The sequence below is a fragment of the Armatimonadota bacterium genome (assembly GCA_031459715.1).
Lineage (GTDB): Bacteria > Sysuimicrobiota > Sysuimicrobiia > Sysuimicrobiales > Humicultoraceae > Humicultor > Humicultor tengchongensis.
On sequence record JAVKIA010000004.1, the window covers coordinates 102,508 to 125,648 of the forward strand.

The following is a 23,141-nucleotide window of genomic DNA, read 5'->3' on the forward strand; positions in this document are numbered from 1 at the left end:
TAAAATGGGACCATGGCCGGTCGTCGTCAGAAGCCCCACGCCCGAAAGATCCGCGTCCGAAAGAAGAGGGGGCTGCTGCCCTGGGCGCTGGGCGGAGCGGTGGCCGCGGCCTTTGTCCTCATTATCGCCGCCGCGGTCCGCCAGCCGCTTGCCGCACGGGTGGGCGACCACTGGCATGCCCGGCTGACCATCGAGCTCTGTGGCCGGACTCTGCCCCCGCTGCCGCCGGGGCCGGGGGACGTGCACACCCACGGCGACGGCCTCATCCACATCCACCCCCAGACACCCCGCACCGCCGGCAGAAATGCCAGCCTGGAGACCTTTTTCCGCACCACGCCGGTGCACATCACCCCCGCCAGCATTTCCGTAGGCGGGGAGCGCTACCAGAACGGAGATCGTTGCCCGGACGGGCGGGCCGGCACGCTTAGGGTGCAGGCCCGACGCGCGGGCGAGCGGGAATTCCAGGAACTCCCGCACTTCCTGGGCTACCTGCCCCGGGACGGAGACGAGATCCGCGTCGTCTTCGGCCCGTGAGGCCCCCGGCCCGAGAGGTCTCCGGCCCGCGGGATTCGCCCCCTAGTCAGGACCGCCCCCTCGTGAGAACCGCCGCCTCCATCCTGCTGGGGCTACTACTATTTTCGGGCTGCCAGGCGCGTGGCGGCATAGGGATGCTCCCCTACTACCCCGGAGCGGAGGTTTCCGCCGTCGCCGAGGCGGACGGCGTGGCCTTCGGCCTTGGGCCCGCGCACTGGACCCGCGCCGACCTGACGGTGCGCGCCCCCTACGAGCGCGTGCGGGACTTCTACACCGCCAGGATCCCGCCCGGGTGGACCTCCGCCTTGACCAATGAGACGCGCAAGTCCAGCGGCCGGCGCTACCATCGCTACCTGGCCGACGCGCGGCGGCGGGAGTTCTATGTGGTTCAGGTGCAGGAGGACGCTGGCGGGGTGGTGCGGGTCACGCTGGCCTGGGGGCGTCGCGCCCGGCGTTGAGCCATCCCGGCTGCCCGAAGAGGAAAGCGGGCAGGTGAGGTCGTAGAATGGGGGACAAGTCGACGCGCACCTGCCGCCGCATCCGGGACCGGAGCAGCATCGTGCCTCGCTTCCTGATCGCTCTCATCCTCCTGCTGCTGCCCCCTCGGCCTGCCGCCGCCCAGCCCGACGCTCGCCTCCTGGACCTGGGGTGGACCACACAGGATGGCGCCGTGAAGATCGTCGCCCACCTCGACCGGCCCATCCGCTTCCGGGCTACCACAGCCGGGAGCCGGCTTCTGGTGGACCTCTGGCCTATCGCCGACTTGGTCCCGCGCGAGCTGACAGTGAATACCGGCGGCGTGGGGGTGGTGCGTCAGGTCGCCGTGGCCCGCGGGATCGCCCGCCTCTCCATCGGCCTGCGCGGCGCCACCCGCTACAAACTCTTCACCCGCAACGCCCCCTACAAGCTGGCGGTGATCGTGCTCCCGCCCTGGCGCGCCGCCGTGCCGCTGCCGCCGAGCGTGGCCTACCGCGCGATGCGCGTGCCCACGGCCAGGGGGTGGAGCGCCGTCCACGTGGTCCAGGTCGACCTGGCCGACCCGCAGATCGCCCTGCGACCCGTGCTGGGCTCAGGGGTCATCCCGGGCAACGAGCCCACGGCGGCCGCCTCCACCCGCTACGACGCGCTGGCGGCGATCAACGGGGGCTTCTTCAGCGTGCGTACCGGGCACCCCCTGGGGCTGCTGGTTATCGATGGCAAGCTGCTCTCTGCGCCCACCGGCCGGCGCTCCGTCTTTGCCCTGACCAGCGAGGGCAGGCCCGTGATCCAGCCTTTCACCTTCCGCGGTACTGTGGAGACCGGCACAGGACGCACGATTCCCGTCCTGGCGGTAAACCGCCCTCCGCGCCAGGGAGGCCTAGCCGTCTACACTCCCGAGTACGGCCCCCTGACCGAATGGCACCGCTACGCCGTGGTGGTGCAGGACGGCGTGGTCGTGGGCTTCGCCACCGGGCGCGTTCCCATCCCCCAGGACGGCTACGTCCTCTCCGCTGCTGAAGGCCAAGGCCCGCTGCTCACCCGCACGCTCACGGCCAACCAGCCGGTGCGGCTGAACCTGGTCATCCAGCCGGGCAAGGTGGTGCACGCCCTGGGTGGGGGGCCGCGCCTGGTGCGCGACGGGCAGGTGCACGTCCCGTTCCGCTGGGAGGCCTTCTCAGCGGCGTTTGCCCGCCGACGCACCTCCCGCTCCGCCGTGGGCATCACCGCCGCCGGAAAAGTCCTGCTGGTCACCGTGGAGAAGTCAGCGCGCAGCAGGGGGATGACCCTGGTGGAGCTGGCCGGGCTGCTGCGCGACCTGGGCGCCGTCCAGGCGATGAACCTGGACGGCGGCGGCTCCTCCACCCTGGTCGTGGGCGGTCGCGTGGTCAACCGGCCCGAGAGGACCCAGCGCAGCGTGGGCTCCATGCTCCTGGTGGTGCGCCGGCCCGCGGACTAGCCCCTCCCGGTTAAGGGAGGCCCGCCCGCGGCCGCGCTGACGCCTGGCCCGGGGAGGACGTGCCGACCCCGCGCTAGGGCCCAAGCCTCAGGACCCGCGCCGGCCCGTCGAGGGTGACCACCCAGCCGTTCAGGAGGTCACGGCCGAGCAGTGCCTCCGCGCCCACCGCCACCGCCTCCACGATCCGGCGCGTCCCGGCGGCCTCCAGTTCGGCGGCGTACACCGGGACGCGGGCCGTCCCCGCCACCCCGCGGACCGTCACCTCGTTCACCTGGGGCAGGCCGAGCGCCTGCGGCAGGCCCTCGGGGAGCACGGTGACGTCGGCGCCGCTGTCCACGAGCGCCGCCACCGCCGTGGCCGGCTCGGAGCGCGGCGGTCCCAGGCGCACCGGGAGCACGGGGGCCGGCGGGCTGCGGCGCGGATCGTAGGGGAAGGCGTCGGGTGGGGTGGGACCGCGCCGACCCGGCCGCCGCACCGGGCGCACCATCGGCTAGGCTCCGATCAGCCGGGGCGACGGGACCGAGACGACCCGCTCCTCCGCCGTAACCTTCGGCATGAAGACCGGGCGCGTGCCCACCCGGGCGAAGACCCGGCGTGCCAGCGCGTCGAAGTCGCGATCGTGGTCGATGACGCGGCCCCGGTCGATGGCCACGTACCGGTCGCGGTAGCGGCGCAGCAGGCGGTGGCGGTTCGCCTCGAACCAGCGCCTGCTCTCGGCCAGGCCCGCCGCGGCGCCGGAGGTTACCGGCGCGCCCACCACCTGCTGCAGGGCCTCGGTCACCAGCGCCGCCAGCGTCACCCCGCGGCGGGCCGCCGTGGCCTTCGCCTCGCGAACGAGGAGCTCGGGGAGACCGCGCAGGTATAGCGTCCTCCCTCGGGCCATGAGCTCACCTCCATCCGCCCATGCTAACAGAGACAACATGTGTGAGCAAGACAAAAATCGCGGCGTGCCGTCCGCCGCACGCTCTCGCAGGGCCTCGGTCGCCCTCAACGGAAGCCTTTGACCTGCAGGACGGCGTCCGCAAAAGCGGTTGACCCGACGCTCAGGACGAGCGCCACCAGCAGGGTGCTCCTACGGAGACACGATCCACGCAGGCACCTCGCCTCTCCGGGAGGAAGTCGTCACAGCTCCTGTTGCCCGCCCGGACGAACTGCAACACCTCCTGCAGCAGGCGGATGACCGCGCGGAGGTCTGGGGGCGCTGCGTCTTCAAGGGGATCGAGGGCCCGGACCGTGGACCCCCGGTAGGTGACGGAGTAGGCGTAACCATCGTAGACGGGACGGGCGGGCACGTACTCCCGCTGGAGGTGCTCGAACCCCGCAGCCTCCAGGGTGCGCCGGATCTTCCGCAGCTGGCCGTCTCCGAGGTACGCGCAGGAGGCCGCACGGACCGTCCGTCCTGCGCCCAGTTCAACGCGGGCAAGACCGTCCTCGAAGACCAGCAGCCGCTCTGCAACCCCCGCGATCCCTCCCGTGACGCGCAACTCCACCAGCAGCTCGGCAGACCATACGCAGGCCAGCTCCAGGCACAGCAGCGACGCGAGGAGGAAGGTGGCCGTCATCGTGCCGCCTCGAAGCGGAACCGGATCACCTGGCGGGCTTCGTTGCCTGCCCGGTCGGTGACCCGTGCCTCGAGGACGTTCTCCCCCTCCCGGAGCAGCCGCCTGTCGAGTTGCCCCGTGGCCCGGTCCGGTCCTTTCTGGAGCCGATCGGAGACGTCCCGGCCGTTCAGGAAGACCCGCAGGGCCCGCGGGTCCACCCCGCTCACCACGGCCCGGTCGCGGTAGGTCACCGCCACACCAACGGACTCTCCGCGGACGGTGGACCCCTCCCTCGGCCCGTCCGCCGCCAGGAAGGGTGGGGTCTCGTCGGGGAGGAATGCCAGCGCCAGAGGCGGACCGTCCTCCCTGACCATCACCACCACCTCCCCGGTTTCGTTGAAGTCTGCCTGCTCCCCCGCACGCATCCCCTGGCTGACCTCGAGGACTTCCCTGGTGCGCAGATCCACCACGTAGAGCCCACGCCTGTCCGGGCCCCGGCGGCTGAAGAGCACGCGTCGACCGTCCCCGCTGAGCCGCAGCGGCGCATGCTCCACACCCTTCAGAACCAACAACGGGGCCCCGCTCGCGCCGTCCACCACCTTGAGCACCGAGGGTTGGCCAATTTCCCTTCCCACGTAGGCTACCCTCGTACCCTCCCGGTCGGCGGCCAGGGCGCGGATTTCCCCGCGCTCCCGGCTCAGCTGCCTGGGGCCTCCTCCGTCGGGGCCGGCCCGCCACACCTGCCCTCCCCTCAGGTAAAATGCAGCCCGGCGTGCCAGCACCACCGGGGTCAGTCCGTCCGCCCGGTGCACGAGCACACGCAGCCCGGTGCCGTCGCTTCGCACCGCCCCCAGGTACCCGGCGTACTGCCTGCGGTAGACGACGAAGCTGCCGTCCTCGCTGATCGCCGGAGCTGCGGCGTGCTTGTACCGATCTTCATCCCTCCGCAGGGGCCGGGTCAGACGCCGCAGCCCTGTGCCGTCGCTGCGCATTATGCAGACCTCCTTTTCTGGCAGCTTCGGGTCAGTCACCTGGATCTCGCAGCTGAAGGCCACGGTCCGCATCAGCCGGTCGAAGGAGAAACTGTCTGGCCCTTCGGCCGCAAACCTCCTTACTTCCGCAGGGGGCGACGCAACGTCCCCAGGGATCCGGAGCAGCTTGACCCGTTCAAGGAACACGGAAGTGAAGGCGAAGGTACTGTCGCCCGGTACGAAGACGATGGCGTCACCGAAGGGCGAAATCTTGGGATAGAAAGCGTAGCCATAGCCACTGGCGGGCACCTCGACGGTGAACAGGCGCGCGCTCTGGTGCAGCACTTTGACGGTGTTGGGGTTGAAGGGGACGTAGATCTTCGGCGCCACGCGGTGGTAGGTGATCTGCTGGGCTGCGCCGGATGATGGCAGCATCAGCAGCATGATCACCAGGAAGAGAATGGTTGCTGCCCTGCACATTCCCGGATGCGTCACGCTTTCACCCCCCTCAAGGTAACCTGTGGCGGTGGTGGCAGACGAAGCAGCGCTTCCGCCAGCTGGTGCGGCAGTTGGACCTGGAAGACTACCACTAACCTGGCCCCTCCCGGTTACAAATTTGTTGCACGGCGGCAGGTACGATGCTGCTACCATGGTCCCGTTTTCTGCGATGACCGCGCTCCCTCCCCTCCCCCGCGCGGAGATCGAGGAGCTCATGGACGGGCCGCAGCCCAGGGCCCTTATGGATGGTTGCTTGCGGGAGCTGGCCGTGCTCAACCGCCTGCTCGGGGTGCGGGGTCTGGTGCTGCGTAGCCTGCGCCGCTTCGTCCGTCCCGGGGACCGCGCCCTGACCATCGTAGAGGTGGCCAGCGGCGGGGCGGACCTGCTGCGCAGCTTCGTCCTCTGGGGACGCCGCCGCGGGCTGCGCCTGCACGCCGTGGCCATCGACCGCCACCCGCAGGCCGGGGCCATCGCCCGGGAGTGGTCAGCCGGCATCCCGGAGATCGCTGTGCTGCGCGGGGACGCGCGCGCTCTGCCCCTGGCCGACCGCAGCGTGGACGTGGCGCTTCTGGCCACCGCCCTGCACCACCTTTCCCCGGCCGGGGCGGTGGCGGCGCTACAGGAGCTGGACCGGATCAGCCGACGGGGGTTCGTGGTCACCGACCTGGTGCGCTCGCGGGCCGCCTACCTGGGAGCGAAGCTTCTGGCCCGGGTGCTGCTGCGCAACCCGCTGACCAGGGTGGACGGGCCGCGCTCCGTCCTGCGGGCATACACTGCAGACGAGGTACGCGCCCTGGCAGCCGATGCCGGGCTGCAGGGTGCGCGCCTGACCCGCCACCCGCTCTTCCGCCTGGCCCTGGTCAAAGAGGCGACAGGTGCGACAGCGGGTTGACGTGGTGGTTGTGGGCGGCGGGCCGGCGGGGGCGGCCACGGCCCTGGAGCTGGCGCGGGAGGGAGTGGAGGTGGTCCTGCTCGACCGCGCCCGCTTCCCCCGGGAGAAGCCCTGCGGCGACTTCCTCCACCCGCTGGGGACCGCAGTCCTGGAGCAACTGGGCGTGCTGGCGGAGGTGGGTTCGCAGGCGCAGAGCCTGCATGGGATGCTCCTGGTCTCGCCGCAAGGCCGGGAGGTCTTCGCCCCCTTCCCCGGCGGCACGGGGCTGGCGGTTCGCCGCGCGGTCCTGGACGACACCGTCCTCCAGGCCGCACGTCGTGCCGGTGCCGAGGTGCACACGGGAAGGCCGGCGCGCGCGGTAGCCCGGCACGGACAGCGCTGGGAGATCCGCACCGACCAGGGGACGCTGGAGGCCAGAGTGCTGGTCGGGGCGGACGGGATGCGCTCCCGCGTGGCACAGGCCGCCGGGCTGCGCCGCGGCCCCCTGCGCCGCGGACGCTACGCCCTGAGCATCTACGTGCGCGGTCTGCCCGCCTACCCGGGGTGGGGGGAGATGCACCTGGGCCGGGAAACCTATTGCGGGGTATCGCTCTTTCCCGACGGCTGGGCCCGCCTCGCCCTGGTCCTGCCCCGGGAGGCGCTAGGGGCGCAGATACGCGCCGCGCAGACCGGGAAGGTGGCCCGCGTGCTGGAGGATGCGATGCGGGCCTTTCCCTCGTTGCGGGCGCGCCTGCCTGGAGTGCAGGTCTGCGCCGGGCTGCGAGCGGTCGGACCTCTCCATCCCTCAACCGGTCCGGTGGTGGCAGACGGTATCGTCCTCGTCGGAGACGCGGCGGCCTGCACCGATCCCCTGACCGGGCTGGGCGTAAGCCTGGCCCTGAGTGCGGCCTCGGTGGCTGCGCGGACGGTGGCCGGAGCGCTGCGGCGAGGGGAGTGCGGCGCTCCGGCCCTTGCGCCCTACGCCCGCTGGCACCACCGTCGCCTGCGCGGGCTGACCGCTCTTCTATGCCTCGTGGACTGGCTGGCCCTGCGCTCTTCCCTGATCGAGCCTCTGACCCACGCCTGGCAACGTCGCCCACCGCTGGCCAGCAACTTCCTCGGCGCCATCGGCGGTGGTGCGACGCCGGGGGCGGTCCTCCACCCCGCCTACGCCGTACGGCTGCTGCTGGCATGCGTCTCCAGAACGTAATCTACATCAACGCCCCCTGGGAGCGGGTCCTCGCTCTGGCCGCGGACGTTGAGCGGTGGCCGGAGCGGCTCCCCCATTACCGGCGGGTACGCCTCCTGCAGCGGCAGGGGCGGCGGACGACGGCCGAGATGGCCGCCCGCCGCGGCCGCATCCCCGTGCGCTGGCTCGCCCTGCAGGAGGTCAGGCCGGAGGAGCGGCGCATCCTCTTCACCCACACCGGAGGACTGACGCGGGGGATGGCGGTAGAGTGGACCTTCACCCCCTCCTCTCCCGGGGTGCGCGTGGCCATCGTTCACGTCCTCCCCTGGCGGCCGCCGCTTTCCTGGATCGCAGAAGCCATCGTCGGCCGCCTGTTCATCGCCCCCATCGCCAACAGGACGCTGCGGAGGATAAAGGCGCTGTCCGAAGCAGGGGGTGCCGGCTGATGCAGCGGCGGCGGGTGGTGGTGACAGGGATGGGCGCCATCACCGCCATGGGGTACGGAAGCCGCGGCCTGCTGGAAGGGATGCGGCGCGGCCGGTCGGGGGTGGGCCGGATTACCCGCTTCGATGCCTCGGGTTTCACCTCCCAGGTGGCCGCGGAGGTCTCCGACTTCGACCCTCTGCAGTACATGGACGCAAAGCGTGCCCGACGCCTGGACCGCTTCGCCCAGTTCGCCGTGGCCGCCGCGCGGCAGGCGGTGGAGGATGCGCAACTGCGCCTGGAGGACGAGGACCGGGATCGTGTGGGTGTGTTCGTTGGCGCCGCCCTGGGCGGGGGCGCATTCGCCGAGGAGCAGCACGAGGTTTACCTGCGGGAAGGCCTGAGGCGAGTCAAACCCGCCCTGGCCCTGGCCGTCTTCTCCGGCGCGGCCTCCTGCAATATCGCCATCGAGTTCAACATCACGGGGCCCACCAGCGCCAACTCGGACTCCTGCGCCTCCGCGACCATCGCCATCGGGGAGGCCCTGCACGCCATCCGCGCCGGCGACGCAGACGTCTTCCTGGCCGGCGGCGTGGAGTGCCCGCTGGCGCCGTTGATCTTCGGCGCCTTCGACCTCATCCGGGCCATGTCCGCACGCAACGACGCACCGCAGGCGGCCTGCCGCCCATTCGACCGCCGGCGCGACGGCTTCGTCATGGGCGAGGGCGCCGCCATCCTGGTGCTGGAGGAGTACGGCCGCGCGGTACGCCGCAACGCCCCGCTCTACGGCGAGCTCCTGGGGTACGGCACCAGCAACGACGCCTACCACATGACCGCGCCGCTACCCTCCGGGCAGCAGGCGGCGCGGGCGATGCGGCAGGCGCTTGCAGACGCCGGACTGGCCGCAGAGCAGATCGGCTACATCAACGCCCACGCCTCCAGCACGCCGCTTAACGACGCGGTGGAGACGGCGGCGATCAAGCTGGCCCTGGGGGAGCACGCGTACCGTGTGCCGGTCAGCGGCACCAAGCCCATGCACGGCCACGCCCTGGGGGCTTCCGGGGCCATCGAGGCGGCGTTGTGCCTGCTGGCGCTGCGACACGACTACCTCCCGCCGACGCTCAACCTGGACGAGCCAGACCCTCAGTGCGACCTGGACTACATCCCGCAGGTCGGCCGCTCGGCCCGCGTGGATTACATCCTGAGCAACTCCTTCGGCTTCGGGGGGATCAACGCCGTCCTGGCCTTCGGCCGGGTGGCCTAGAGGCGGCCGATCTGCGGCACCGCCAGTCCCAGGAACAGGGCGGCGGCCATGACCACGATGCCGCCCGCAGCCAGGGACCAGGAGAGCCCCACCCACTCGGCCAGGGCGCCCGCCGGCAGCGTCCCCAGGGCCATCATCCCGAAGGCCACAGTGCCGAACAGCCCCATAGCCCGTCCCCGCTGCCCGGGGGTCACCGTGGTCTGCATCAGCGTGTTGGCCGTGGCCATGGCCACAGACTGCCCCAGGCCCACCGCCACCAGCAACAGGATGGAGAGGGGAAACGAGGTGGACAGCCCAAACAGCGTGACCATAGCGCCCATGGCGAAGGTCGCTCCCAGGAGGATGCGGCCGTGCGCCACCCGCCCCGCGCTCCACCCGGCGACGAAGACGGCTAAGAACGTGCCCGCGCCAGGCGCCGCCTGCAGCAGGCCCAGGCCTTCCGGACCCACCCGCAGCACCTCGCGGGCCACCGCCGGCATCAGGCGGATGTAGGGGCGGCCGAAGAAGCTGAGCACGGCCACAATGCTCAGAAGGATGCCGATGACGCGGTGTCGCAGCAGCAGCTGCAGTCCCTCGCGGATGTCCTCTCCCAGGGAGACGCGCCCGTCGGGCACCTCCGGCGGCAGCCGCATCACCACCAGCGCCCAGAGCACGGCCAGGTAGGTGAGGGCGTTGAGGAGAAAGGCGCCGTGTGCCCCCGACAGGCTGATGACCACGCCGGCCAGGGCCGGGCCAAAGACGCTGGAGCCGTTGAATGCCAGGGAGTTCAGGGTCACCGCCTGCAGCACCTCCCCGTCGTCCACCAGCGACGGGGTCAGCGACTGGCGGGCGGGCATGTCGAAGGACATCACCAGAGAGTTGAAGGCGGCGATGAGCAGCAGATGCCAGACCCGGACCAGGCCCAGCCAGGTGAGCAGCCCCAGGCCCGCGCTGGAGAGCATGGCCACCACGTTGGTCACCTGCAGGACCTGCCGCCGGTCCGCGCGGTCGGCCACGACCCCACCGAGGAAGGCGAAGAGGAGGCGGGGCACGGCCTGCACCAGACCCAGCAGGCCCAGGTACACCGGTGCGCGGGTGAGCTGGTCCATCAGGTAGCCCAGGGCGGTGAACTGCATCCACCCGCCGGCGTTGCTGACCACCAGCCCCGTCCAGAGAAGGCGGAAGTTGCGGTGTCTCAGCGGGGCGAAGGGCGCGGGGCGCGCAGCCGTGGAGACCGCCGTGGGGTCGGAAACCATTCCTCTCATGGTCGTCGGGCCGGCGCCCGGGCAGGAAGCGACCGCCGGATGGGCGCGACGGGGCGTGACGGTCTTATAATAGACGGTGCGGGCGGTCTGCGGGAGGCTGCCGGCTCAAGCCATGTGACATGAGGAGGTGATGGCACATGGTATGGGCGAACGTGGTAAACGCACTGGTCGGCATCTGGTTCATTCTGGCACCGTTCATCCTGAGGTATAGCGACCACGCCGGAGCGCTGTGGACGAGCATCGTCGGCGGGGCCATCCTCCTGGTGCTCGCCGGGTGGGCTGTCCTCAGCGAGGAGGCACGCAAGCAGCGGTGGATCCAGTACGTCAACGGGCTGGTGGGGATCTGGTTCATCATCTTCCCCTTCGTCTTCGCCCTGACCGCCAGGCCCAACGTCTCCTGGACCTCCGTCGTTGGCGGCCTCATCGCGCTGGTGCTCAGCGCCTGGCTGGCCTTCAGCGTTCTGCCCAAGGAGGTCCGCGCCTAAAGGCAAGAGCCGATCCGGGCCGCAGCCTCCCGCGCCCGCAGCCCTCTCTCCACTCCCCTTCGCCCGACGGCTCAGCTTCAAATCGATACTTCTCTCCTGCTCCGCCTCGTGTTAGACTAACGCCCAGTTACCCCGGGCATGGGCTCGACGAGGGGGTGGTAGGGATCTCTTCTGCACTCGTCATCGGCACCGCCATTGGCATCGTCTTGCCCCTCACCGCCTACAGCCTGAAGGTGTTCGAGGTCCCGCGGCACCACGAGGGCGTCGCCGCGGTAACCCTGATCCTGGCCTACCTGCTGCTGCTCTCGCCGCTGCTGGACCTGCTGGCCAGGTAGCGGGTCACTGCCCGGGGGAGGCGTAGCGTTCCTCCCTCCAGGGGTCGGCGTGGTTGTGGTAGCCGTTGCGCTCCCAGAAGCCGGGCCGATCCCGGGCCAGCACCTCGAAGGCGCGCACCCACTTGGCGCTCTTCCAAAAATACAGCCGGGGCACCACCAGTCGCAGCGGCCAGCCGTGCTCGGGGGTGAGGTCCGCCCCGTCAGCGCGGTGCGCCAGCAGCGCGTCCTCCGCCAGGAGGTACTCCAGGGGCAGGTTGGTCTCGTAGCCCTGCTCGGCGTGCACCATGGCGAACCGGGCCTGGGGTAGGGGCTGCGCCCGCTCCAGCAGCAGCCCGGCCGGGACGCCCTCGAAGACCAGGCCCAGCTTGCTCCACGAGGTCACACAGTGGACGTCGCAGCGCAGCGTCACCCTGGGCAGGCTCATGAACTCGTCGTAGGAGAGGGTGAGCGGGCGCTCCACCAGGCCGTACACCCTGAAGTCCCAGGTGCGGGAGTCGAAGCGGGGGACGGTGCCGTAGTGCAGCACCGGCCACTTCTCGGTAGCGTACTGGCCCGGGGGGATGCGTCCTTGCCCTTGCTTCCGTCCGGCATCACGCATCTCCGGCTCCACCGGAGGGGAGGGAATGGAGCGTGCGGGCAGGCGCACCGCGCACGTTGAAGGCGCTCATGGCCCGTTCGATCCCCTCCTGCACGAACATCTCCACGGCATCCGCCGCCCGCTCCACCGCCGCATCCACTAGCGGCGCCTCTGCCCGGTCAAACCGGCTGAGCACATAGTCGGCCGGGTCCACGCCTGCCGGCGGACGCCCGATGCCCAGGCGCAGACGGGGGAAGCCCTGCTCGCCCAGAGCCTCGATGATGGAGCGCATCCCGTTGTGCCCGCCGTGGCCGCCCCCGGCGCGCAGGCGGATCTGCCCCAGGGGGAGGTCCAGGTCGTCGTAGACCACCAGGAGGTGCGGCAGCGGCACGCGGTGCCGGCGACGCAGGTCGGCAACCGCCAGTCCGCTGACGTTGACGTACGTCTGCGGCCGGGCCAGGAGCACGTGGACTCTGTCCAGCGTCAGCGCCCCCACATCCGCCCACCCCTCCTCCCGCAGGGTCACGCCGTGGCGCCGGGCCAGAACCTCGATGACGCGGGCCCCGATGTTGTGCCGACTGCCCCGGTAGCGCCGCCCCGGGTTGCCCAGTCCGACGATGAGCCTCATGACCGCCCGCGGGGAGTCCGGTTGCACAGGAGGCGAGGATAAGCCCTCCGGCCCCAGGCCTTCCGACCGGCCCGGATGCCCTCCGCCCTACGCGCCCCCGGCGGGAGGCTTCGCTGCGGACTTCTCTGCGCTCTTCTCGCCTGCAGCGGCCTCGGGCGCAGGTGCGGCGGCAGCCTCCGCGGGGGGCGCAGTCGGTGGCGCCTCCTCCACGCGGGGCGCCAGCACTGTGGCCACCACCTCCCCGGGCGGGGTGAGCAGAGTCACCCCCTCAGGCATCTTCAGCTCGCCGGCATGTACCGCCTGACCGACGCGCAGCTCGCCCACGTCCACCTCCAGGCGCTCGGGGATCTGAGTAGGCAGGCACTCCACCAGCACCTCCCGCAGGTGCTGGTCGAGGAGCCCGCCTTCGGTCACGCCTCTGGGCGTGCCCACCAGGACCACAGGGACGTGTGCCTCCAGGGTCTCCTCCAGGGAGATGGCCTGGAAGTCCACATGGATGATCTCCTGGCTGAAGATGTCCCGCTGCAGCTCCTTCACCATCACCAGTTGCCGGTCCGCCCCTCCGTCCACCCGAATGTCCAGGTCGATCAGGACGTTAGTCCCGGCGTGGGTGTGCAACGCCGTCCGCAGCGCCCGGGACTCCACCGCCACCGCCACCGGCTCGCGCCCGCGGCCGTAAACCACCGCCGGCACGGCGCCAGCGCGCCGCAGGCGCCGGGCGCCCTCCTTCCCCGTGTGCTGCCGCACGCTGGCCTCCAGGCTGACCCGTTCCATAGGGAGTCTCCTCGGACAAGGCAATGGCCCCGCGTCCCGGGGCCCAAACCGCGCGTAATTATACCAGGGGGCGGACGCCGATCACCAGGCCCAGGCCGCCCGGCCCCTTTGCGTCGACGGTCACCTCCAGGCCGGGTTCCCGCACTGCCCGCGCGTACCTCCCTCCCTATCCCCTCGCCGCCAGTTCGTCCGCCAGGTGCCGGATCCGCTGGCGCAGGTCCTCACGGATGCGGCGGTGGGCATCCACGTCTCCCGGCGGCGGATCGGGGAGCGGCCAGTGGAGGGAGCGCACGCCTGGCACCACCGGACAGGCCTCCTCCGCGCACAGCCCCACCACCATGGCCACGTCCGGCCCCAGCGCCGCCTCCAGCCGCTTGGGCACCTGGCGGGAGATGTCGATCCCCGCCTCGGCCATCACGGTCACGGCCTCCGGGCGCACCCGGTCTTTGGGCTCCGTCCCCGCGGAGCGGGCCCGCCACCCCGGCGGGGGCGCCGCATTAAACAGCGCCTCCGCCATCTGGGAGCGGGCGGAGTTACCGATTCAGACGAAGACGACGGTCCGCATCTGCCTCCTCCCATTCGGCAGGTTCTCACCCGCCCCTCTGTGGCCAGGGGAGGGGACAGTCCGGGCAGCGAATTCCCGTAGGTAGCAACCGACGGGAGGGACAGCATGGTATTGCGATTGCTTCCGCGGGAAGAAAGCTTCTTCGAGTTGCTCAACCAGTCGGCCCAGAACATCCTTCACGGGGCGCGTCTTCTCAGGGATCTACTGGATGACTACCGGGATGTGGAACCGCGCGCCGCTGCCATCAAGGCGGTTGAGGACAGGGGGGACGAAATAACCCATCAGATCATCGCCCGCCTGAACCGCACATTTGTCACGCCCATAGATCGGGAAGACATCATCGAACTGGCCAAGCAGCTGGACAACGTCCTGGACTGGGTCGAGGCCTGCGCCGCCCGCCTGGCCATCTACCGCATCCCCCACGCCACAGCCGAGGCCCGGGAACTGGCCCACATTACCGTCAACATCTGTGAGGCCGTGGTGGAAGGGGTGGCGGCGTTGCGCAAGCTGGATAGGCTTGAGGGACCGGTGCAGGAGATCAACCGGCTGGAGAACCTGGCCGACCACGTCCAGCGCGACGCCATCGCCAAGCTGTTCGCCAGCAACGGCAACCCCATCGACATCCTTAAGTGGAAGGAGATCTACGAGACCCTGGAGGAGGCCACCGACCAGGGCGAAGATGTGGCCAACGTCCTGGAAACCATCCAGACCAAGAACCGGTAGGGAATGGGACACTCACTGGTCGTCTTCCTGCTGGCGGTGGCTCTGGCCTATGTATACGCATTCGTGGGAGGATTCACTGATGCCGCCAACGCCATCGCCACCTCTGTGGGCACCCGTGTGCTCACCCCGCGGGCGGCGGTGGTGATGGCGGGGGCCTTCAACCTGGTTGGTGGCCTCACCGGGACCGCTGTGGCGGTGACCATCGGGAAGGGACTCCTCGATCCCGCGGTCCTCAGCCTGCTGACGGTGGTGGCCGGCCTGGCTGGGGCCATGACCTGGAGCCTGTTCACCTACCGCCTGGGCATACCGGTGAGTGAGACCCACGGGTTGATCGGCGGCCTGGTCGGGGCCGGCGTCGCTACGGCCGGACCCCAGGTCATCCGCTGGGGCGGACTGGCCCGGGTCTTCACCGCCATCTTCGCCTCTCCGGCTCTGGGATTCCTGGCCGGCGCCGCTCTGATCCTGGGCGTGTACTGGAGCTTTCACCAGACCGATCCGGCTCGGACCGTACCCTGGTTCAAACATCTGCAACGGCTCTCCGCCGCCTACATGGCCTTCAGCCATGGCCGCAACGACGCGCAAAAGCCTATGGGCGTCCTGGCGCTGGCCTTGAGCCTGCACCTGGGCCTGCGCGACGTCACCGTTCCCCTCTGGGTCATCATAAGTTGCGCCACCGTCGCGGCGCTGGGGACGGCTTACGGCGGGTGGCGCATCATCAGGACGCTGGGGATGCGGGTGACGGCGCTGGATCCAGTGCAGGGATTCGCGGCAGAAGTCTCCGGGGCCACGGTGATTCAGTTCGCCTCCGAGCTGGGCATCCCCATCAGCACCACGCACGCCATCACCTCCTCGATCCTGGGGGTGGGCGTTGTCCGCCGCCTCTCTGCTGTGCGCTGGGGGGTGACCTTCGAGATCTTCTTCTCCTGGCTGCTCACCGTCCCCGTGACTGTCGGCCTGGGAGCTGTCTACCTGCTCCTGCTCCGGGCGGCTTTGCGGCCGTAGCTCTCCTGCCCGGCCCTCAGGCGGGGGCTTCCTCCGCGGCGTAACGCACCAGGTCCATGGTGGCGCTGGTCAGCAGCTCCAGGGAGAGCGGGTCGGGGTAGTCTCCCTCGAAGACGATGCGCCGGATGCCCACGTTGAGCAGGGCCTTGGCGCAGCTCAGGCAGGGGAGGTAGGTGCAGTACAGCGTCCCCCCGGCCACCGAGACCCCGTGGTAGGCGGCCTGGATGATGCAGTTCATCTCCGCGTGGATACACAGGCAGGTGTCGTGGCCGGTCCCCGGGGGAGCTGCGCCCGCACAGCGGGCGCAACCGCCGTCGCCGCAGTTGGGGACGCCGCGGGGGGTGTCGTTGTAGCCCGTGGCCAGGACCATGCGGTCCTTGACGATGACCGCCCCCACCCGGCGACGCCGGCAGGTGGAGCGCGTGGCCGCCAGGTGCGCCATGCGCATGAAGTACTCGTCCCAGCCCGGGCGTCCCGGCATGCCTCTCCCTCCTTACTTCGTCCCGTAGAGGCGGTCCCCCGCGTCCCCCAGGCCCGGGACGATGTAGCCGTGGTCGTTGAGGTATTCGTCCACGGCCGCGGTGTAGATCTCCACGTCGGGGTGGGCCGCCTGCACCTTCTGAATCCCCTCCGGCGCGGAGATGATGGCCATGACCCGGATGGTGCGGCAACCTGCCTGCTTCAGGGTGTCGATGCAGGCCACCGCCGAGCCTCCCGTGGCCAGCATGGGGTCCAGGACCATGGCCTCCCGCTCGGCAATGTCTGCGGGCAGCTTGGCGTAATAGGAGTGAGGCTGCAGCGTCTCCGGGTCCCGCCAGATCCCCACATGGCCCACCCGCGCCGTGGGGATGAGTCGGGTGATGCCCGCCTCCATGGCCAGCCCCGCGCGCAAGATGGGCACCACAGCGATCTCCTGCCCGGCGATGGACCACCCCCGGGCCGTGCCCAGAGGGGTCTCCACCGCGGTCTCCTTCACCGGGTGGGATCGGGTGGCCTCGAAGGCCATGAGCATGGCCAGCTCCTCCACCAGCTCGCGGAACTCTTTGTGCCCGGTGCGCTTGTCGCGCAGGATGGTCAGCTTGTGCAGGATCAGGGGGTGGTCAAAGACATGGACCTTGCTCACCAGGCCACCTCCGGCGGGGATACTCCCTCAAGGTTCCATCCCTACGCCCATCCCCCCTGCCCGCCGCCGGCCTCCGCCGCCTCCACCGCGTGGATCTTCTGCACCCGCCGCAGATGCCGCCCGCCCTCGAAGGATGTCTCCAGCCACACCCGCACGATGTCTGCGGCCACCTCCGTGCCCGTGACCCGTGCCCCCAGGGAGAGGACGTTAGCGTCGTTGTGCTGGCGGGAGAGGCGGGCTGTGGTCACGTCGTGGCAGAGGGCGGCGCGCACCCCCCGCACCTTGTTGGCCACCATGGCCTCTCCCTGTCCCGACCCTCCGAAGACGATAGCCCGGTCCGCCTCGCCGCGGGCCACCGCCCGCGCCGCCAATGCCACGAAGTCCGGGTAGTCCACGGGGTCGGGGCCTGCGGTACCCCAGTCCTGCACTTCGTGCCCCCACTCCACCAGGAGCTGCTTGATGAATTCTTTCAGGGGGAACCCGGCGTGGTCACTGCCCAGGGCGATCTTCAGCGGAGGGCCTCCTCGATGGCGGCGGGGGGAATGACACCGGCGCGCACCACCCGCGGGGGATCCATGGTGGCATCCACGACCGTGGACTCCCGCCCGTGCCGGGTCCGCCCCCCGTCCAGGATCATGTCCACCCGGTCGCCCAGCTCGAAGGCCACGTGCTGCGCCGTGGTGGGGCTGATGCTGCCGTGGAGGTTGGCACTGGTACCCACAATGGGCACGCCCGCGCCGCGGACCAGGGAGCGGGGCAGGGGGTGGTCGGGCAGCCGCACGGCCACGTGCTCACCCCCTGCAGTGACCAGGGAAGAGACGCCTCGCCCCTTGCGCAGGATCAGGGTGAGGGCGCCCGGCCAGAAACGCGCCATCAGGCGCTCGGCCACCTCCGGTACCTCCGCCACCAGCTCGGCAAGCTGCTCCCGGTCGGCGATGAGCAGGGGCAGCGGGTCGCTGCGTGGCCGGTGCTTGACCGCATAGACCCGGAGCACCGCGGAGTTGTTATGGGCGTTGCAGCCGATGCCGTAGACGGTGTCGGTAGGATAGGCCAGCAGCCCCCCCTCCTGGATGAGGCGGATGGCCTGCCGCGGGGCCTCTATGTCCTCGGTCACCCGGATGATCCGCAGCGGCCGCAGCGCCGGGCGGACCGCGGGCTGGAAGGAGAGGTCGTAGTAGGACCGTGCCGCCGGGCTCATCGGCGTCTGCCGGCTACCACCCGGGCGATTCCCGCCAGGTCGTTGATCGTGCGGATCTCCTCCAGGGTCCCTGCCCGGGCGAAGAGTTCACTCACCGCCTGGGCCTGGCCTGCCCCCACCTCCACCACCAGCCACCCTCCGGGCCTTAGCAACGGCGGTCCCTCATGGGCCAGCCGGGCGTGAAAGGCGGTCCCGTCCGCCCCGGCCAGGAGCGCGACGGCCGGCTCATGATCCCGCACCTCCCGTGGGAGGGCGGCGGCACTGGCCGCATCCACATAGGGCGGGTTTGAGGCAATGGCGTCCACCTGATTCCACCCCTGCCGTGGTGCCGGGGCCAGGAGGTCGCCCCTGGCGAAGGTAATCCGGTCCGCCACCTGGTGGCGGGCGGCATTCTCCCGCGCTACGGCGAGGGCCTCCGCCGAGATGTCCACCGCCAGGACTCGCACCTGGGGCAGGAACCGGGCCAGGGCCACAGCGATGGCGCCGCTGCCAGTGCCCACGTCGATGACCCGCGCCGCGGGGGTGTCCGCCAACACGTGCAGCAGGAACTCCACCAGGACCTCCGTCTCCGGCCGGGGGATGAGCACCCGCCCGTCCACCCGCAGCTCCAGCCCCATGAACTCGCGGTGTCCCACCAGGTAGGCCACCGGCCGGCCGCGACCACGCTCCTCCAGGAGGGCGCAAAAGCGCCCCCAGGCTGCAGCGTCCAGGGGCCGCTCCCAGGCCAGGTAGAGCGCAGCACGGGTCAGCCCCAGGACGTGTCGCAGCAGCACCTCCGCCTCCAGGCCGGCGGCCTCAACCCCGCTGGCCAAGAGGTGCTCTCGCCCCAGCAGCCAGGCCTCGCGCACCGATGCCGGGACCGGCGGCGCCGGGGGCGTGGACAGAGGGTCTGCGCCGCGGGCCGCGGCCGGGCGCACGGGGGCGTCAGGACGCGGCGGCGGCCCGCTCGGCCGCCACCAGGGCGTCGATCAACTCGTCCAGGTCGCCGTCCAGCACCGCGGGGAGGCGGTGGAGGGAGAGGCCGATGCGGTGGTCGGTGACGCGGTTCTGCGGGAAGTTGTAGGTGCGCACTTTCTCGCTGCGCTCCCCCGTGCCCACCTGCAGGCGGCGCTGCCGGGCGATGGCCTCCTGCTGCTCCCGCTGCGCCCGCTGCAACAGATGGGCCCGCAGGATACGCATGGCTTTCTCCCGGTTCTGGAATTGCGAGCGCTCGTCCTGGCAGGAGACGACGATGTGCGTGGGCAGATGGCGGATACGCACCGCGGTCTCTACCTTATTCACATTCTGACCGCCGGCTCCGCCGGCGCGGAATGTCTCGATCTCCAGGTCCTCGGGGCGGATCTGCACCTCGACCTCCTCCGCCTCGGGCAGGACCGCCACCGTGGCCGTGGAGGTGTGGATGCGTCCTGAGGCTTCGGTCACGGGCACGCGCTGCACCCGGTGCACCCCGCTTTCGAACTTAAGCCGGCTGTACGCGCCCTGCCCCTTGACCGCGAAGATTACCTCCTTGAATCCACCCAGCCCGGTAGGGCTGCTCTCCAGGACCTCCACCTTCCAGCCGCGCCGCTCCGCGTAGCGGCCGTACATGCGGAACAGGTCCCCGGCGAAGAGCGCCGCCTCCTCCCCACCCGTGCCGGCGCGAATCTCCATGATGATGTCGCGCCGGTCGTAGGGATGGGCCGGGACCAGGACTTCCCGTAGCCGCTCCTCCAGCGCCGCGGCCTCCGTGCGCAGACGTGCCGCCTCTGCGGCCGCCAGAGTGCGCATCTCGGGGTCGGCCTCCTCCCGCGCCATTCTCCCGGCCTCCTCGGCCTCGCGGTGCACCCGTCGCAGGTCCCGGTAGAGGGCCACCGTAGCCGCCAGACCGGCGTGCTCCTTGGCCACCTTCTGGTAGCGGTCGGGCGCCGCCAGCGTCGCGGGGTCGGCCAGCAGGCGCGTCAGCTCCTCGTAGCGCGCCTCCATGGCCTCCAACTTGACCACAACAGCCTGCTCAAGCATTCCGGGTTGATTATATCAATCGGCGGGTCCCGCGCCGGCAGGAGCGCCTCTCAGGGCTCCCCCGGCACCTCACGGAGCGCGGCGGCAAAGGGGTCGGTCTGCAGGCAGCCCGTGCCCGGGGCGTGGGAAAAGGCCTGCTCCCGCCGTCTAGACCTTGAGGCCGTACTTCCGGGCAAACTTCTGCACGCGCCCCTCAGCGTCCACGAACTTGCGCTGCCCGGTGTAGAAAGGGTGGCAACGCGAGCAGATCTCCACGCGGATGGACTGCTTGGTCGATCCGGTGACGAAGGTCTCGCCGCAGGCGCAGGTCACCGTCGCCCGGTAGTAAGGGGGGTGAATACCCTTCTTCATGTCACAGCCTCCGTGCCGCCGGGCGACAGCACGCCCGCACAGCGCAAATCCGTCGCATTATACCATACCCTCCGGGTGCGCCGACCGTTCCAGACATGAACTCGGCCCGGGCCGAGTTCGGTCGGCCGAGGGGCCCGCGGGACGCGCAGCATCTCCGTGGGCCAGCCAGGCAGCAGCGTACCTAGCGCAGGTACCGCAGCGGGTTCACCGGCCGTCCGTTGAGCCGCACCTCGAAGTGCACGTGCGCCCCGGTACAGCGGCCGGTGCAGCCTACCAGAGCGATCCGCTCTCCCTGCTGCACCCCCTGCCCGGGACGCACCAGCAGCCTGGAGGCATGGCCGTAGAGGGTCCGCAGGCCGCCTCCGTGGTCGAGGATCACCGTAAGGCCATATCCGTAGTACCACCCGGCCAGGACCACCTGGCCTGGAAGGGCGGCGTGGATGGGCGTTCCCCAGGCTGCGGCCAGGTCGATGCCATCGTGGTGTTGCCGGAAACGCCAGCCGTACCGAGAAGTAATCATCCCTCGGGCGGGCCAGCTCAGGGCAGGACGCGCCACCAGCGTCGGACGGGGAGCCCGCGTGGCCAGCCCCCCGGGCGCGCGCCCTCGCTCTCCCGGGAGAACCAGCTGCTGACCTACGCGGAGGCGGTCAGCCGAGGGCAGCCCGTTGGCCGCCACGATGGCGTCCACGGAGGTCCGGTAGCGACGGGCGAGAGAGAACAGGGTGTCCCCGGGCTGCACGCGGTAGGCGACCGCCGCCCCGGGCCCGGTAGCCGGCCGCCGCGGGGTGGACGCCGCCGCGGGCCTGGCAGGCCGCCGCGGGGCGGACGCCGCCACGGCCGGTGCCTTCGTCCCCCTGGGGATGACCAACTCCTGGCCTATCCGCAGGGTGTGCGGGGAGGAGAGGACGTTGACGGCGGCGATGGCCTGGACGGTGGTGCGGTAGCGGCGGGCGAGGTCGAAGAGGGTGTCGCCGGAGGCAACCCGGTGGCGAAGCCCCAGCCTGCCCAGCGCAGAGCCCGCAGCACTGGGGGTCTCCTCCCTCCTGCCCACCGCCCTGAAGACCGGTTCGGCGGGAACGGCTGCCGCATCTGGCACGACGGCCGACGCATCTGGAGCCAACGATGCCCCAGGCTCCACCAACACCGTCGGCGCGCTCGCAGGTTGGGGCCGGACAAAGACCTCCAGCCCGTGGAGGAGCGCCAGGCGGCGGACCTGCGAAGCCACCTGCACCGTACCGGTCGGGGGCACGTCGACGAAGGGGCCGGACGCGGTTGGCGGCGCGGCAGAGAATGCCTTTGGACGCGGAAGCAGCAGCGCGACGAGCAATAATGCAGGAACTGCGCGGTTGCCCATCTCCCCCGTCCCAGGAAAGGGCGTTCAGAATCGTGGAAACAGCGAAAACGATCGAGTCCGCAGCAGCCCAGGTTGCACCCGCGTGTCGGCGGGCCGGCTGCTGCGAAGGGCATCCTGAAGTGCCTCGTCCCGCTGCGCATTTCCACATCTCGATGAAAAATCCTGCAGAAAATACCCGATTTTTCTATCTAATGAAAGATCCAGCGAACTGGAGTTCGCTGGATGGGCGAGATCAATGTTTTTCGGTGGATTTCTGCTTCTGGCTCTGGATTTCTCTCAATTACGATCCCACGGCGTCTTCCTCCGCGCTCTTGACGATGGAGCGCAGGAAGCCCGCATTGTTGGGGGTGCGGCGCAGCCGGTCCAGGATCAGCTCGGTCATGGCCACGGTGTCCAGCTGCTCCAGGCTCTTGCGCAGGACCCAGACCTTGCGCAGCTCCTCATCGGTGAGGAGCAGCTCCTCCCGCCGCGTCCCCGACATCTTGATGTCGATGGCGGGGAAGGTGCGCCGCTCCTGCAGCTTGCGGTTCAGGTGCAGCTCCATGTTGCCGGTGCCCTTGAACTCCTCGTAGATTACATCGTCCATGCGGCTGCCGGTATCGATCAGGGCGGTGGCAACGATGGTCAGGCTCCCACCCTCCTCGATCTTCCGCGCCGCCCCGAAGAAGCGCTTCGGCCGGTGCAGTGCCGCCGGGTCCAATCCGCCAGAGAGGGTGCGGCCTGATGGCGGGATGACCAGGTTGTTGGCGCGGGAGAAGCGGGTCAGGCTGTCCAGCAGGATGACCACGTCCCGGCCACCCTCCACCAGGCGCTTGGCCCGATCCAGCACCAGGTCGGCCACCTGGATGTGCTCCTCCGGAGGCCGGTCGAAGGTGCTGGCGATCACCTCGGCCTCCACGGAGCGGCGCATGTCCGTGACCTCCTCCGGCCGCTCATCCAGCAAAAGGACGATCAGGTAGATCTCCGGGTGGTTCTGTACCACCGCCTGGCCGATCCGCTTCAGCAGGGTGGTCTTGCCGGCCTTGGGCGGGGAGACGATCATCGCCCGCTGTCCCTTGCCGATGGGAGCGAAGAGGTCCACCACGCGTACGGTGAGGTCGCCGTCGGGCATCTCCAGCCTGATCCGCTCGTGGGGGAAGACCGGAGTCAGCTGCTCGAAGTTGGGCCGGTTGCGTGCCTGCTCCGGGTCCAGACCGTTGACCACCTCCACCCGTAGCAGGGCGAAGTACTTCTCGTTGTCCTTGGGCGGACGGACCTGTCCCAGCACCTCGTCGCCCACGCGCAGGCCAAAGCGTTTGATCTGCGAGGGGGAGACGTAGATGTCCTCCGGACCGGGGAGGTAGCCGCTGGTGCGCAGGAACCCGTAGCCCTCGGTCATGATCTCCAGAATGCCCGACCGGAACATCAGCCCTTCCCGTTCCGTCTGGGCCTGCAGGATGCGCATGATCAGCTCCTGCTTGCGGTAGCGCCGCAGGTTGGCGATGTTCAACTCTTTGGCCAGCTCCTGCAGCTCAGCGAGGGTTTTCTCTTGCAGGTCGGCGATAGCGAGCACGGGGC

At 70.2% G+C, this 23,141-nt stretch carries 29 protein-coding genes; 11 read left to right on the forward strand and 18 right to left on the reverse strand.

Features of this window, described 5'->3' with window-relative positions:
- Positions 1-12 precede the first annotated feature (12 nt).
- The 3 genes from QN152_03095 (at position 13) to QN152_03105 (ending at position 2,470) form a co-directional block, all read left to right on the forward strand.
- On the forward strand, positions 13-534 hold the full coding sequence (locus QN152_03095; GenBank protein ID MDR7538503.1) for a hypothetical protein: 522 nt from the start codon (positions 13-15) through the stop codon (positions 532-534).
- A 134-nt stretch (positions 535-668) separates the two neighbouring features.
- The gene (locus tag QN152_03100; protein ID MDR7538504.1) at positions 669-992 is read left to right on the forward strand and encodes a hypothetical protein; all 324 of its coding nucleotides are present in this window, start codon (positions 669-671) and stop codon (positions 990-992) included.
- Between the two features lie 47 nt (positions 993-1,039).
- Positions 1,040-2,470 carry a phosphodiester glycosidase family protein gene (locus QN152_03105; GenBank protein MDR7538505.1) on the forward strand — a complete coding sequence of 477 codons (1,431 nt, stop codon included), beginning with the start codon at positions 1,040-1,042 and terminating at the stop codon, positions 2,468-2,470.
- Positions 2,471-2,543: 73 nt separating this feature from the next.
- Here the strand turns inward: QN152_03105 and QN152_03110 are convergent, their stop codons facing one another.
- The 4 genes from QN152_03110 to QN152_03125 form a co-directional block, all read right to left on the reverse strand.
- On the reverse strand, positions 2,544-2,957 hold the full coding sequence (locus tag QN152_03110) for a hypothetical protein (GenBank protein MDR7538506.1): 414 nt from the start codon (positions 2,955-2,957) through the stop codon (positions 2,544-2,546).
- 3 nt (positions 2,958-2,960) lie between these two features.
- Entirely contained in the window at positions 2,961-3,353 is a 393-nt protein-coding gene (locus QN152_03115) for a hypothetical protein (protein MDR7538507.1), read from the reverse strand.
- 160 nt (positions 3,354-3,513) lie between these two features.
- The gene (locus tag QN152_03120; protein ID MDR7538508.1) at positions 3,514-4,032 is read right to left on the reverse strand and encodes a hypothetical protein; all 519 of its coding nucleotides are present in this window, start codon (positions 4,030-4,032) and stop codon (positions 3,514-3,516) included.
- The gene (locus QN152_03125) at positions 4,029-5,477 is read right to left on the reverse strand and encodes a hypothetical protein (GenBank protein ID MDR7538509.1); all 1,449 of its coding nucleotides are present in this window, start codon (positions 5,475-5,477) and stop codon (positions 4,029-4,031) included. Before QN152_03125 ends, QN152_03120 begins: the two co-directional genes overlap by 4 nt.
- 154 nt (positions 5,478-5,631) lie before the next feature.
- On the opposite strand from QN152_03125, the gene QN152_03130 reads away from it, so the two are divergent.
- From QN152_03130 to fabF, 4 genes are read left to right on the forward strand one after another with little or no spacing between them, the layout of a single operon-like run.
- Entirely contained in the window at positions 5,632-6,372 is a 741-nt protein-coding gene (locus QN152_03130; protein ID MDR7538510.1) for a methyltransferase domain-containing protein, read from the forward strand.
- Positions 6,356-7,561, forward strand: a complete 1,206-nt coding sequence (locus QN152_03135) for a geranylgeranyl reductase family protein (GenBank protein ID MDR7538511.1) — start codon at positions 6,356-6,358, stop codon at positions 7,559-7,561. Before QN152_03130 ends, QN152_03135 begins: the two co-directional genes overlap by 17 nt.
- Entirely contained in the window at positions 7,543-7,986 is a 444-nt protein-coding gene (locus tag QN152_03140) for an SRPBCC family protein (protein MDR7538512.1), read from the forward strand. Before QN152_03135 ends, QN152_03140 begins: the two co-directional genes overlap by 19 nt.
- Positions 7,986-9,227, forward strand: coding sequence for a beta-ketoacyl-ACP synthase II (fabF, locus tag QN152_03145; GenBank protein MDR7538513.1), 1,242 nt, complete (start codon positions 7,986-7,988; stop codon positions 9,225-9,227). The genes QN152_03140 and fabF overlap by 1 nt, the downstream gene beginning before the upstream one ends.
- Here fabF and QN152_03150 read toward each other — a convergent pair.
- Complete coding sequence (locus QN152_03150) at positions 9,224-10,471, reverse strand: MFS transporter (GenBank protein MDR7538514.1); 1,248 nt, start codon at positions 10,469-10,471, stop codon at positions 9,224-9,226. The genes fabF and QN152_03150 overlap by 4 nt on opposite strands.
- A 137-nt stretch (positions 10,472-10,608) precedes the next feature.
- On the opposite strand from QN152_03150, the gene QN152_03155 reads away from it, so the two are divergent.
- The gene (locus QN152_03155) at positions 10,609-10,956 is read left to right on the forward strand and encodes an SPW repeat protein (protein MDR7538515.1); all 348 of its coding nucleotides are present in this window, start codon (positions 10,609-10,611) and stop codon (positions 10,954-10,956) included.
- A 155-nt stretch (positions 10,957-11,111) separates the two neighbouring features.
- Positions 11,112-11,291: a hypothetical protein gene (locus QN152_03160; GenBank protein ID MDR7538516.1), complete on the forward strand. Its 180-nt coding sequence runs from the start codon at positions 11,112-11,114 to the stop codon at positions 11,289-11,291.
- A 4-nt stretch (positions 11,292-11,295) separates the two neighbouring features.
- Here the strand turns inward: QN152_03160 and QN152_03165 are convergent, their stop codons facing one another.
- The 4 genes from QN152_03165 to QN152_03180 form a co-directional block, all read right to left on the reverse strand.
- Entirely contained in the window at positions 11,296-11,889 is a 594-nt protein-coding gene (locus QN152_03165; GenBank protein ID MDR7538517.1) for a sulfite oxidase-like oxidoreductase, read from the reverse strand.
- Positions 11,882-12,496 (reverse strand): aminoacyl-tRNA hydrolase, encoded by a 615-nt coding sequence (gene pth / locus QN152_03170; protein MDR7538518.1) that lies wholly within the window; start codon positions 12,494-12,496, stop codon positions 11,882-11,884. The genes QN152_03165 and pth overlap by 8 nt, the downstream gene beginning before the upstream one ends.
- Positions 12,497-12,583: 87 nt before the next feature.
- Positions 12,584-13,270: a 50S ribosomal protein L25 gene (locus tag QN152_03175; GenBank protein ID MDR7538519.1), complete on the reverse strand. Its 687-nt coding sequence runs from the start codon at positions 13,268-13,270 to the stop codon at positions 12,584-12,586.
- Positions 13,271-13,436: 166 nt separating this feature from the next.
- Positions 13,437-13,811, reverse strand: a complete 375-nt coding sequence (locus QN152_03180; protein MDR7538520.1) for an arsenate reductase ArsC — start codon at positions 13,809-13,811, stop codon at positions 13,437-13,439.
- 129 nt (positions 13,812-13,940) lie between these two features.
- On the opposite strand from QN152_03180, the gene QN152_03185 reads away from it, so the two are divergent.
- Positions 13,941-14,558, forward strand: coding sequence for a DUF47 family protein (locus QN152_03185; GenBank protein MDR7538521.1), 618 nt, complete (start codon positions 13,941-13,943; stop codon positions 14,556-14,558).
- Positions 14,559-14,561: 3 nt separating this feature from the next.
- Positions 14,562-15,560, forward strand: a complete 999-nt coding sequence (locus QN152_03190) for an inorganic phosphate transporter (protein ID MDR7538522.1) — start codon at positions 14,562-14,564, stop codon at positions 15,558-15,560.
- A gap of 16 nt (positions 15,561-15,576) precedes the next feature.
- Here the strand turns inward: QN152_03190 and QN152_03195 are convergent, their stop codons facing one another.
- The 9 genes from QN152_03195 to rho form a co-directional block, all read right to left on the reverse strand.
- The gene (locus tag QN152_03195) at positions 15,577-16,041 is read right to left on the reverse strand and encodes a dCMP deaminase family protein (GenBank protein MDR7538523.1); all 465 of its coding nucleotides are present in this window, start codon (positions 16,039-16,041) and stop codon (positions 15,577-15,579) included.
- 12 nt (positions 16,042-16,053) lie between these two features.
- On the reverse strand, positions 16,054-16,683 hold the full coding sequence (upp, locus tag QN152_03200; protein ID MDR7538524.1) for a uracil phosphoribosyltransferase: 630 nt from the start codon (positions 16,681-16,683) through the stop codon (positions 16,054-16,056).
- A gap of 41 nt (positions 16,684-16,724) precedes the next feature.
- Positions 16,725-17,195 (reverse strand): ribose 5-phosphate isomerase B, encoded by a 471-nt coding sequence (gene rpiB / locus QN152_03205; protein ID MDR7538525.1) that lies wholly within the window; start codon positions 17,193-17,195, stop codon positions 16,725-16,727.
- Positions 17,192-17,881 (reverse strand): L-threonylcarbamoyladenylate synthase, encoded by a 690-nt coding sequence (locus QN152_03210; protein MDR7538526.1) that lies wholly within the window; start codon positions 17,879-17,881, stop codon positions 17,192-17,194. The genes rpiB and QN152_03210 overlap by 4 nt, the downstream gene beginning before the upstream one ends.
- Entirely contained in the window at positions 17,878-18,798 is a 921-nt protein-coding gene (prmC, locus tag QN152_03215; GenBank protein MDR7538527.1) for a peptide chain release factor N(5)-glutamine methyltransferase, read from the reverse strand. Before prmC ends, QN152_03210 begins: the two co-directional genes overlap by 4 nt.
- Positions 18,799-18,805: 7 nt before the next feature.
- Positions 18,806-19,879: a peptide chain release factor 1 gene (gene prfA / locus QN152_03220; GenBank protein ID MDR7538528.1), complete on the reverse strand. Its 1,074-nt coding sequence runs from the start codon at positions 19,877-19,879 to the stop codon at positions 18,806-18,808.
- A gap of 147 nt (positions 19,880-20,026) precedes the next feature.
- Positions 20,027-20,230 (reverse strand): 50S ribosomal protein L31, encoded by a 204-nt coding sequence (gene rpmE / locus QN152_03225; GenBank protein ID MDR7538529.1) that lies wholly within the window; start codon positions 20,228-20,230, stop codon positions 20,027-20,029.
- A 181-nt stretch (positions 20,231-20,411) separates the two neighbouring features.
- Positions 20,412-21,455 (reverse strand): M23 family metallopeptidase, encoded by a 1,044-nt coding sequence (locus tag QN152_03230; protein MDR7538530.1) that lies wholly within the window; start codon positions 21,453-21,455, stop codon positions 20,412-20,414.
- Positions 21,456-21,864: 409 nt separating this feature from the next.
- Positions 21,865-23,136, reverse strand: coding sequence for a transcription termination factor Rho (gene rho / locus QN152_03235; GenBank protein MDR7538531.1), 1,272 nt, complete (start codon positions 23,134-23,136; stop codon positions 21,865-21,867).
- Positions 23,137-23,141 lie beyond the last annotated feature (5 nt).

What these genes read in the sequence shown, in the direction of transcription:
- QN152_03095 (MDR7538503.1), top strand. Translation starts at nt 13, where the DNA reads ATGGCCGGTCGTCGTCAGAAGCCCCACGCCCGAAAGATCCGCGTCCGA.
- QN152_03100 (MDR7538504.1), top strand. Translation starts at nt 669, where the DNA reads ATGCTCCCCTACTACCCCGGAGCGGAGGTTTCCGCCGTCGCCGAGGCG.
- QN152_03105 (MDR7538505.1), top strand. Translation starts at nt 1,040, where the DNA reads ATGGGGGACAAGTCGACGCGCACCTGCCGCCGCATCCGGGACCGGAGC.
- QN152_03110 (MDR7538506.1), bottom strand. Translation starts at nt 2,957, where the DNA reads ATGGTGCGCCCGGTGCGGCGGCCGGGTCGGCGCGGTCCCACCCCACCC.
- QN152_03115 (MDR7538507.1), bottom strand. Translation starts at nt 3,353, where the DNA reads ATGGCCCGAGGGAGGACGCTATACCTGCGCGGTCTCCCCGAGCTCCTC.
- QN152_03120 (MDR7538508.1), bottom strand. Translation starts at nt 4,032, where the DNA reads ATGACGGCCACCTTCCTCCTCGCGTCGCTGCTGTGCCTGGAGCTGGCC.
- QN152_03130 (MDR7538510.1), top strand. Translation starts at nt 5,632, where the DNA reads ATGGTCCCGTTTTCTGCGATGACCGCGCTCCCTCCCCTCCCCCGCGCG.
- QN152_03140 (MDR7538512.1), top strand. Translation starts at nt 7,543, where the DNA reads ATGCGTCTCCAGAACGTAATCTACATCAACGCCCCCTGGGAGCGGGTC.
- fabF (MDR7538513.1), top strand. Translation starts at nt 7,986, where the DNA reads ATGCAGCGGCGGCGGGTGGTGGTGACAGGGATGGGCGCCATCACCGCC.
- QN152_03150 (MDR7538514.1), bottom strand. Translation starts at nt 10,471, where the DNA reads ATGAGAGGAATGGTTTCCGACCCCACGGCGGTCTCCACGGCTGCGCGC.
- QN152_03155 (MDR7538515.1), top strand. Translation starts at nt 10,609, where the DNA reads ATGGTATGGGCGAACGTGGTAAACGCACTGGTCGGCATCTGGTTCATT.
- QN152_03165 (MDR7538517.1), bottom strand. Translation starts at nt 11,889, where the DNA reads ATGCGTGATGCCGGACGGAAGCAAGGGCAAGGACGCATCCCCCCGGGC.
- pth (MDR7538518.1), bottom strand. Translation starts at nt 12,496, where the DNA reads ATGAGGCTCATCGTCGGACTGGGCAACCCGGGGCGGCGCTACCGGGGC.
- QN152_03175 (MDR7538519.1), bottom strand. Translation starts at nt 13,270, where the DNA reads ATGGAACGGGTCAGCCTGGAGGCCAGCGTGCGGCAGCACACGGGGAAG.
- QN152_03185 (MDR7538521.1), top strand. Translation starts at nt 13,941, where the DNA reads ATGGTATTGCGATTGCTTCCGCGGGAAGAAAGCTTCTTCGAGTTGCTC.
- QN152_03190 (MDR7538522.1), top strand. Translation starts at nt 14,562, where the DNA reads ATGGGACACTCACTGGTCGTCTTCCTGCTGGCGGTGGCTCTGGCCTAT.
- QN152_03195 (MDR7538523.1), bottom strand. Translation starts at nt 16,041, where the DNA reads ATGCCGGGACGCCCGGGCTGGGACGAGTACTTCATGCGCATGGCGCAC.
- QN152_03210 (MDR7538526.1), bottom strand. Translation starts at nt 17,881, where the DNA reads ATGAGCCCGGCGGCACGGTCCTACTACGACCTCTCCTTCCAGCCCGCG.
- prfA (MDR7538528.1), bottom strand. Translation starts at nt 19,879, where the DNA reads ATGCTTGAGCAGGCTGTTGTGGTCAAGTTGGAGGCCATGGAGGCGCGC.
- rpmE (MDR7538529.1), bottom strand. Translation starts at nt 20,230, where the DNA reads ATGAAGAAGGGTATTCACCCCCCTTACTACCGGGCGACGGTGACCTGC.